11 protein-coding genes are annotated in these 7,057 nt (G+C 68.3%); 8 read left to right on the forward strand and 3 right to left on the reverse strand.

Annotated features, from left to right (window positions below; all coding sequences use genetic code 11):
- Window positions 1-467: 467 nt before the first annotated feature.
- The 7 genes from QMZ92_RS35395 to QMZ92_RS35425 all read left to right on the forward strand — a co-directional run bounded on the left by QMZ92_RS35395 (window position 468) and on the right by QMZ92_RS35425 (window position 4,374).
- On the forward strand, window positions 468-1,208 hold the full coding sequence (locus tag QMZ92_RS35395; RefSeq protein WP_283301983.1) for a CPBP family intramembrane glutamic endopeptidase: 741 nt from the start codon (window positions 468-470) through the stop codon (window positions 1,206-1,208).
- A gap of 672 nt (window positions 1,209-1,880) precedes the next feature.
- Window positions 1,881-2,111, forward strand: coding sequence for an anti-sigma factor family protein (locus QMZ92_RS35400; RefSeq protein WP_283301986.1), 231 nt, complete (start codon window positions 1,881-1,883; stop codon window positions 2,109-2,111).
- Window positions 2,112-2,235: 124 nt separating this feature from the next.
- Window positions 2,236-2,907 (forward strand): RNA polymerase sigma factor, encoded by a 672-nt coding sequence (locus QMZ92_RS35405; protein WP_283301988.1) that lies wholly within the window; start codon window positions 2,236-2,238, stop codon window positions 2,905-2,907.
- The gene (locus tag QMZ92_RS35410; protein ID WP_283301990.1) at window positions 2,904-3,137 is read left to right on the forward strand and encodes an anti-sigma factor family protein; all 234 of its coding nucleotides are present in this window, start codon (window positions 2,904-2,906) and stop codon (window positions 3,135-3,137) included. The genes QMZ92_RS35405 and QMZ92_RS35410 overlap by 4 nt, the downstream gene beginning before the upstream one ends.
- Window positions 3,138-3,373: 236 nt before the next feature.
- The gene (locus QMZ92_RS35415; RefSeq protein ID WP_283301992.1) at window positions 3,374-3,568 is read left to right on the forward strand and encodes a hypothetical protein; all 195 of its coding nucleotides are present in this window, start codon (window positions 3,374-3,376) and stop codon (window positions 3,566-3,568) included.
- On the forward strand, window positions 3,565-4,167 hold the full coding sequence (locus tag QMZ92_RS35420) for an FAD-dependent oxidoreductase (protein WP_283302001.1): 603 nt from the start codon (window positions 3,565-3,567) through the stop codon (window positions 4,165-4,167). Before QMZ92_RS35415 ends, QMZ92_RS35420 begins: the two co-directional genes overlap by 4 nt.
- A gap of 3 nt (window positions 4,168-4,170) precedes the next feature.
- Window positions 4,171-4,374, forward strand: coding sequence for a hypothetical protein (locus tag QMZ92_RS35425; protein ID WP_283301994.1), 204 nt, complete (start codon window positions 4,171-4,173; stop codon window positions 4,372-4,374).
- 76 nt (window positions 4,375-4,450) lie between these two features.
- Here QMZ92_RS35425 and QMZ92_RS35430 read toward each other — a convergent pair whose 3' ends face one another.
- From QMZ92_RS35430 to QMZ92_RS35440, 3 genes are all read right to left on the reverse strand, one after another.
- On the reverse strand, window positions 4,451-4,966 hold the full coding sequence (locus QMZ92_RS35430; protein ID WP_283301996.1) for a DM13 domain-containing protein: 516 nt from the start codon (window positions 4,964-4,966) through the stop codon (window positions 4,451-4,453).
- Between the two features lie 147 nt (window positions 4,967-5,113).
- Window positions 5,114-6,022, reverse strand: a complete 909-nt coding sequence (locus QMZ92_RS35435) for a hypothetical protein (RefSeq protein WP_283301999.1) — start codon at window positions 6,020-6,022, stop codon at window positions 5,114-5,116.
- Window positions 6,023-6,047: 25 nt separating this feature from the next.
- Window positions 6,048-6,749, reverse strand: coding sequence for a flavodoxin family protein (locus QMZ92_RS35440; protein WP_283302003.1), 702 nt, complete (start codon window positions 6,747-6,749; stop codon window positions 6,048-6,050).
- A 175-nt stretch (window positions 6,750-6,924) separates the two neighbouring features.
- On the opposite strand from QMZ92_RS35440, the gene QMZ92_RS35445 reads away from it, so the two are divergent.
- On the forward strand, window positions 6,925-7,057 hold a 133-nt coding region (locus tag QMZ92_RS35445; RefSeq protein ID WP_502962219.1), incomplete at its 3' end, for a helix-turn-helix domain-containing protein.

Below are 7,057 nucleotides of genomic sequence, written 5' to 3' on the forward strand. Positions count from 1 at the left end.
CGCCAGCGACGACTCCCGCGGCTCCAGCCTGTTGAACCGATACACGAACCGTTCATGCAGCTCAGCCAGCCCAGACGACCAACGCCGGACATCCGCCGGCACCACATCCCACCCCATGCCCAGCACAACGATCCGACTGCCAAACCGTCACGGCAAAGACCGTTGCAGTACTAACCGGTCCGCCGAGCGATACGCCAGCTGCCCGACGAGGTCCCGAGGAACCCTGGAGAAACCGACCCGCGCGTCGGGCTCCGACCATGCCCGCCCGGCAGCCAACGATCGAGAACCCCACTTCACAGCCGTCACTCCAGCTCAGCCACCCGAGACGAAACGGGGAGGCTAAGGTCTGTCCGGCCTCTTCACGGTCACCGGGGTGACTGGGCGGGATGGAGTATGGAGGCCCCCTGCGATTTCCCCGGCGTAGGCCCCTGCCGCGTGCGGGTGCCCCACTGGCAGACTGGCCCGTCGTGAACTCGTCAAGCACCGGCCCACCGGTCCGCTACCCCTTCTCCGCCGCTGTCGCGGTCGACGCGGGATGGCATCTGGTGCTGTTCGCCGTCGCCTTCACCCTGCCGTCGATCGGCTTCGCCGGACCCGTCCTGATCAATTTGGCCGCCTGCGTCGTGCCCCTGGCCGTGGTGGCGCGACTGCGCTGGTGGCGGGCGCCCTGGCTGGCAACGCTGCGGCCGCTCCGCCCCTGGCTGCTGGCGCCCGCCTACCTGGTGATCTGTCTGGAGTTGACCCGGGGAGTCGAAGGATCAGCGGGGACGTTGGCGGCCGGCGCGCTGCTGATGCTGTCGGTCGGTATCAGCGAGGAGCTGTACGCGCGCGGAGTGATGCAGGAACTCTTGCGCGCGCTGTCCCCCTGGTCGCTGACCCTCTGGATCGGGCTGCTCTTCGGCCTCGGACACGTCCTGTCGGGTGTTGTCTTCGGGCGGTCTCCCGACTACATCGCCTTCCAGGTGGTGCACGCCACCGTCCTTGGCTTCCTGCTGGCCGCGCTGCGGCTGCACACCATCTCCATCTGGCCGCTGGCGCTGCTCCACGCGCTGAGCAACTGGATCAACTCCAACAGCCCTGGCGAGCTCCCGGTGTGGTGGGAAGTCGCGCGTCTGCTGGCCCTCACTGCCTACGGCGCGATGCTCGTACGAATGAGCACCCGGGAGCGTGCTCTGTCGCTCGCGACCGGTCGGCCGGATCCCGCGTGAGCTGGCCTTTCGGCAGTTGAGTGCGGATCTTCAGGCTAACGCGAGCTGACCGCCGCTCCCTCTTTCGAGACGCACCGGCCACCTCACCTGCCGTCGGCTCCATGCCGAGAACGGCTGGCCGTGCTCGACAGGCGTGGACCTGGTGATCTTCTTGATCTCGCGCCGTCCGGGCAGCGCGAAGGTCTTGGCGCGGCCGTCTCGCCAACTGGACATCACCTGCCACGACGTGACCTACCGTCGCGAGCGGGCCACCGCGCAGACCCGGGAGGGAATCGCCGCCAAGGCCAACGAACAGGCCCGGGGCGAGGAGACCAAGGCTCGCAGCGCCCGCAACAAGGCGGTCGAGGCCGAATGCCTCCACAGGACGGAGGAAGCCCGCGCCAGGGCGAAGGCACCGAGCATGCCGAGACCGCGCGCACGGCGGCCACGGAGGCACGGTCCGCGGCGAACGCTGCAGGTACCGCCGCCAGTGGAGGCGATGGTGACTGCGCCCGTTCCGGGCATGGGTTCGGGCGGGTTTCGCGGAAGTCAGGACCTGCTGCTATGGAGTTGCTCGGTGTCCTGCCCCATAATTCGGCGCCGCGACAGGAGCATGACAGGTGTCGACTTCCCACAGGGATGTGCCGGTGAGGAGTCGACCGTTCGTCCGCCGCACGAGAACAGGCAGATGTCATGAACTGTGCCCAGTTCGTGGAGCTGGTGACCGACTTCCTCGACGGCTCCATGGGCGAGCCGACCGAGCTGCGTTGTCTCGTGCACCTGGCGCGGTGCGAGGGCTGCGAGACGTACCTCGAGCAGTTCCGGCAGACCCTCGCGGCTGTGGGCGCGCCGCCTGGACCGGACCTGCCCTCTGTGGCACGCGATCAACTCCTCGGGGCCCACCGCAGCTTGCCGCGCGGCTGACCTCAGCGGCCGCCGGTCGTGAAGGTTGTTATCGAGAGATGAACGAACGCACCCCGCGTATGTCCGCACTTGTCCTGCTGCTCTAGGCTGGCGCTTCCAGTTGACGTCCGGCAAGGAGAGAAGAATGGCGGGCCCACGCGAACTGCCCCCGGACGAGGTCCTGGTGCAGCGCCTCCGCGCCGGTGACGAGGAGACGTTCGCCCTGGTCCTGGACTCCTGGTCGGGCGGCATGCTCCGGCTGGCCATGTCGTTCGTTTCGACCAAGGATTCCGCCGAGGAGGCCGTCCAGGACACCTGGCTGGCGGTCATCAGGGGCATCAACGGCTTCGAGGGGCGCGCATCACTGAAGACGTGGGTGTATCGGATCCTCGTCAACACCGCCAAGGCGCGTGGCATGAAGGAGAGCAGGACCGTCCCCTTCGCCAGTCTTTTACCGGAGGAGGAGGGGCCGACGGTCGACGCCGAGCGCTTCCGCGCCCCCGGCGAGCCGTATGCCGGGCACTGGGTCGCCGGGCAGGAACCGCGTCCCTGGCACATCCCCGAGGACCACGTTCTGCGGAGCGAGGTCCGCGAGATGATCGCGGAAGCGATCGACGAGCTCCCGCCCCGCCTCCGTACCGTGATCACCCTGCGCGATGTCGCCGGGTACGGATCCGACGAGGTGTGCTCGCTCCTTGAGATCTCGCCGGGTAACCAGCGTGTCCTCCTCCATCGGGGCAGGGCCTTGCTGCGCCGTAAACTGGAGTCGTACTTGTCCGGTGCCCAGGATGTCGCGGGTGGGAGGGGACGCGCGTGAACTGCAACGACTTTGTGGAGCTGGTGACCGAGTTCCTCGACGGCGCGTTGTCCGAAGGGGACGAGCGGCGCTTCATCGAGCACCTGGCTGAGTGCTACGGGTGCGAGAACTACCTCGACCAGTTCCGTCAGACGATCGCCACCACGGGCGAACTGACCCTTGACCACATCTCGCCGGACGCCCGGCAGCACCTCCTCTCCGCCTTCCGGGACTGGCAGCGGGACGTGTAACGCTCGTACGGCGCGCCCACTCTGAACGTGCATGTCCCTGCTCAGAAGACTCTTGATCGGCGTCGTCGCCGGACTGCCCGGTGGCGCGGTCGTGCGCTCGCGACGGACCCGCCGTAAATCCAGTGGGCCGGGTACACGGTGGCGCTGGGAGCCGTGCTCGGCTTCCTCTTCGGCGAGCACCGGCAGAGCAACGCTCGGTCTTCTCCGTCGGACTGGTCATTGGCCTGCGCGACTGGGTGACCCGGACCCTCACCCTCGCCCCCGTCCTTGAGGGGGATACACCGTCGTGGACGATCGCGGTGGCCGAGGCGCGTTTCCCCGAGCTCGTCGGCGCTGCCCTGTTCGGCGCGATCACCGGGCTCGTGTTCCACGCCCTGTCGAACTGGTTCCCGCAGCGCCCCGCACCCAAGCGAGTCGGCCCCATGTGGTGATCGTCGGTGGTGGCTTCGGCGGGGTCGGGGCCGCGCGCGAATTGGACCGGCGGATCGGCCGTGGGCTCGAGGCCCGCGTGACGCCGATAAGCGACTCGAACTTCCTGCTCTTCACCCCGCTCCTCGTCGGCGTCACCTCCAGCACGGTGGAGGCCAGGCATGTCAGCGCCCCGGTGCGTGTCGGGCTCGACCGCGCCTCGTTCCTGCCCGGCGGCTCCATCGACACGCAGAGCCACAACGCGAACGTCTCCGTGGGCAAGGAGGGAATGCTCCGCGTCCCGTCCAACCATCTGGTCCTCGTGGTCGGCGGGGTGCCGCACTTCTTCGACCTGCCGGGAGCGGGCGAACACGCCTTCCCGATGAAGTCTGTGGAGGACGCGACGCTGCTGCGGAGCCACTTCCTGGGCACGCTGGAACGGGCCGATCTGGAGCCGGACCCGGCCGAGCAGGCCCGGCTGTTGACGTTCGTGGTGGCGGGCGGTGGATTTGCCTGCACGGAACTGGTGGCCGAACTCTTCGACCTCGTCCATGACGTGCTCCACCTCTTCCCGCGCCTGCACGGGTTGCGGCCCAGGTTCGTGATCGTGCACACGGGATAGCGGATGCTGCCGGAGCTGTCGCCCGAGCTCGGCCTCTACGCACAGCGCAAACTCGGCGGGCGGGGCATCGAGTTCCGTCTCGTCTCGCGGGTGAGCAGGGCCACTGCCGAGGACATCATGCTGAACGTCGGCGAGACCATCCCCGCCCGGACCCTGGCCTGGACGGCGGGCAACCGGCCGAACTGGGCTTCGACCTCCACCTGTTGATCGCCGCGATCGTCGGGGGCGTCTTCGGGCACCTCGTGGCGCGCCAGTGCGAGCTGCTGTTTGCGACCCGACTCCGTCAGGCGCGCTGCTTCAGCTCGGCCGCGCCGAACGAGACGCTGAAGCGCTCGCACCAGATGGTCACCGTGGAGAACTTGTTCAGGTCGGTGCCGGCGGGGATCGCGTAGTTCTGGTTGCCCTCGTTGCCCTTGAGGTCGCCGAGGTCGATGTGCTTGCCGTCGTCGAGGTTGCCGCCGCCGTCCTTGCTGACCGGCTGGTCGCTGAGCCACACGTGCAGGGCCGGACCGTCGGAGGTGCGCAGGTTCGTCAGACGCAGGGTTGCCTTCCCGTCGACGAGCTGCTGGATCTCGACAGAGCCGCTGGTCTCGTGCTCGTGCGAGATGAACGACCCGTTCGCCACCTGCCTGACCGTGCCCGCCTGCTGGCCGGCGGCGGCCGCGGGAGGCACCTCGTCCACGCGGTTCGTGGTGAACAGCTTCCAGGGCTGGAAGAGGTACAGCCCGATGGCTGCCACGACGACGGCGGCGGTGGAGGTGATGATCCAGAGGGCGTTGCGGCGCTTGCTACGGCACATCAGGGGTTCCGTTTCTTCTCGGGTGTTCGTGGGCACGGGGGCGGCATCGCAACTGCCCCTCGGCGTCATGGGCACTGGGGATTCAGAGACGGAAAGAGCGGCGAACGTTGCAGATGAACGTCCGCCGCTCCGGTCCGTCTACGACTTTCAGCAGTTCTCTGCGGGGTGCGCCTGCTCAGCAGGGGTGTCCGGGGAACTCGTGGCTGCGGAAGCTGCCGTGCGGGCGCGGCGCAGCTCGTCGGCCTCGTCGCGGACGGCGTCGAGCCGGACCTCGAGCATGCCGACGCGCTCGCGGTATCGCTCCAGCTCGGCGCGGACGAACTCGGCGTCGGCGACCTTGTGCGCGGCCTCCTCGCGGGTCGCGGTGGTCTCCTGGGCGAACTTGTGGGTCGCGGCGTCGAGCGCGGCGACGGCCATGTCGGCCGCCTCCTCGGCGAGCGTGGCGCGCTCCTCGGCGGCGAGGATGCGCTGCGCGGAGGCGCGAGTGACCGTCTCGATGCGCGCCTCAGCCGCCGCGGAGTCAGTGATTATCGCCAACTCCTCAATGTAGGCCGGGAGATCGGCGGAGAGCTGCTTGATGAGCGCGACGACGGTGTCGCGGGACTGAGCGCTGTCGCCGCAATCGGCCATCGCCATGGAAGTCACGGCCTTCATCGCATCCATGGCCTCCTCCATCGAGCCCATCTCGCCGTGCACGGCTTCCGCCGGGGCCGGGGTGGGCTCGGACGCCTCGGCGGCGGGGGCGTGTCCGTGTTCCTGGGATACGACCTCGGCCCCGGGTACGGAGGAGGTGGGCCACGGCTGCCCAGCGACCGGTGCCGCGGCTCCCTTTGCCTCCTCCTTGGCCGTCTTCTTGGCCTCGGCCGCCGCGCGCTTGTCCTCCTTGCGCTTCTGCCGCTTGGCGCGGAACTTCCGGAACGCGCCGAGCGCGTTGTGGTCCGGGTGGTCGCAGTAGCGGGAGGCCGGTCCCTCCGCGCCGGGCGCCTTCGGCTCGGGCGCGTGGGTGCAGCCCGGGTAGGCGCAGGTGGGAACGGTCTCGAGCGTCTCGACAGTCATGATTCTCAGCCTTTCGTTGCTGATGTCAGCGGTATTCCGGGTTCTCGAAGTCGAAGCGGCAGCCGGCGTCCCACTCCGACCGCTGGTTCCCGTGTGCGGGGATGCCACCGGCGTCCTTGAGCAGCCGGGCCATGTGGAGCAGGTTCCACGTCATGAACGTGGTGTTCCGGTTGGTGAAGTCGTTGGCGGGACCGCCGGAGCCCGGATCGAGATACGAGGGGCCGGGACCGGCCTCTCCGATCCAGCCGGCGTCCGCTTGCGGCGGGATGACATACCCCAGGCGCTGGAGGCTGTAGAGGACATTCATAGCGCAGTGCTTGGCGCCGTCCTCGTTGCCGGTGATCAGACAACCGCCCACCCTCCCGTAGTAGGCGTACTGCCCGGCCTCGTTGAGCAGGCCGGAGCAGGCGTAGAGCCGCTCGATGACCTGCTTGGCGACGGAGCTGTTGTCACCCAGCCAGATGGGCCCGGCTATGACGAGGATGTCGGCGGCCATCACTCGCTGGTAGATCGCTGGCCACGCATCGCGCTCCCAGCCGTGCTCGGTCATGTCCGGCCACACCCCGGTGGCGACCTCATGGTCGATCGGCCGCAGGTGCTCGACCTGCACGCCCTGCTTCCCCATGATCCGCGAGCTCAGGTCGATCAGGCCCTGCGTATGACTCCGCTCCGGGCTCTTCTTCAGCGTGCAGTTGAGGAACAGCGCACGCAGGTCGTCATGGCCCATACCCGTCAGTGCCGCCAAACGGCGGAACGTTACAAGTGGGTTCGGCGGTGTCGGCGTACAAGTGAACGTGCACCACCTCGTACGAATGAGAACGCACCGTTGTTGATGCACGGAGAGGGTGGAGCCGGAAGTCTGCTGCCGTCGGTTCGGGATCGACGGAAGGCGGCTGGCTGTGGTGCTGGACCCGCATCGGTGGCTGGAGCTGAGGCGGTTTCGCGGTCTGTACGAGTCCGGGGCGATGAGCCTGCGGGAGATCGCGAAGGAGACCGGGCTGAATCGGCGCACGGTCACCAAGTACCTGTCGGGCG

Origin of the sequence: Streptomyces sp. HNM0645 (assembly GCF_030056615.1) — a bacterium.
Classification (GTDB): Bacteria; Actinomycetota; Actinomycetes; order Streptomycetales; family Streptomycetaceae; genus Streptomyces; species Streptomyces marianii.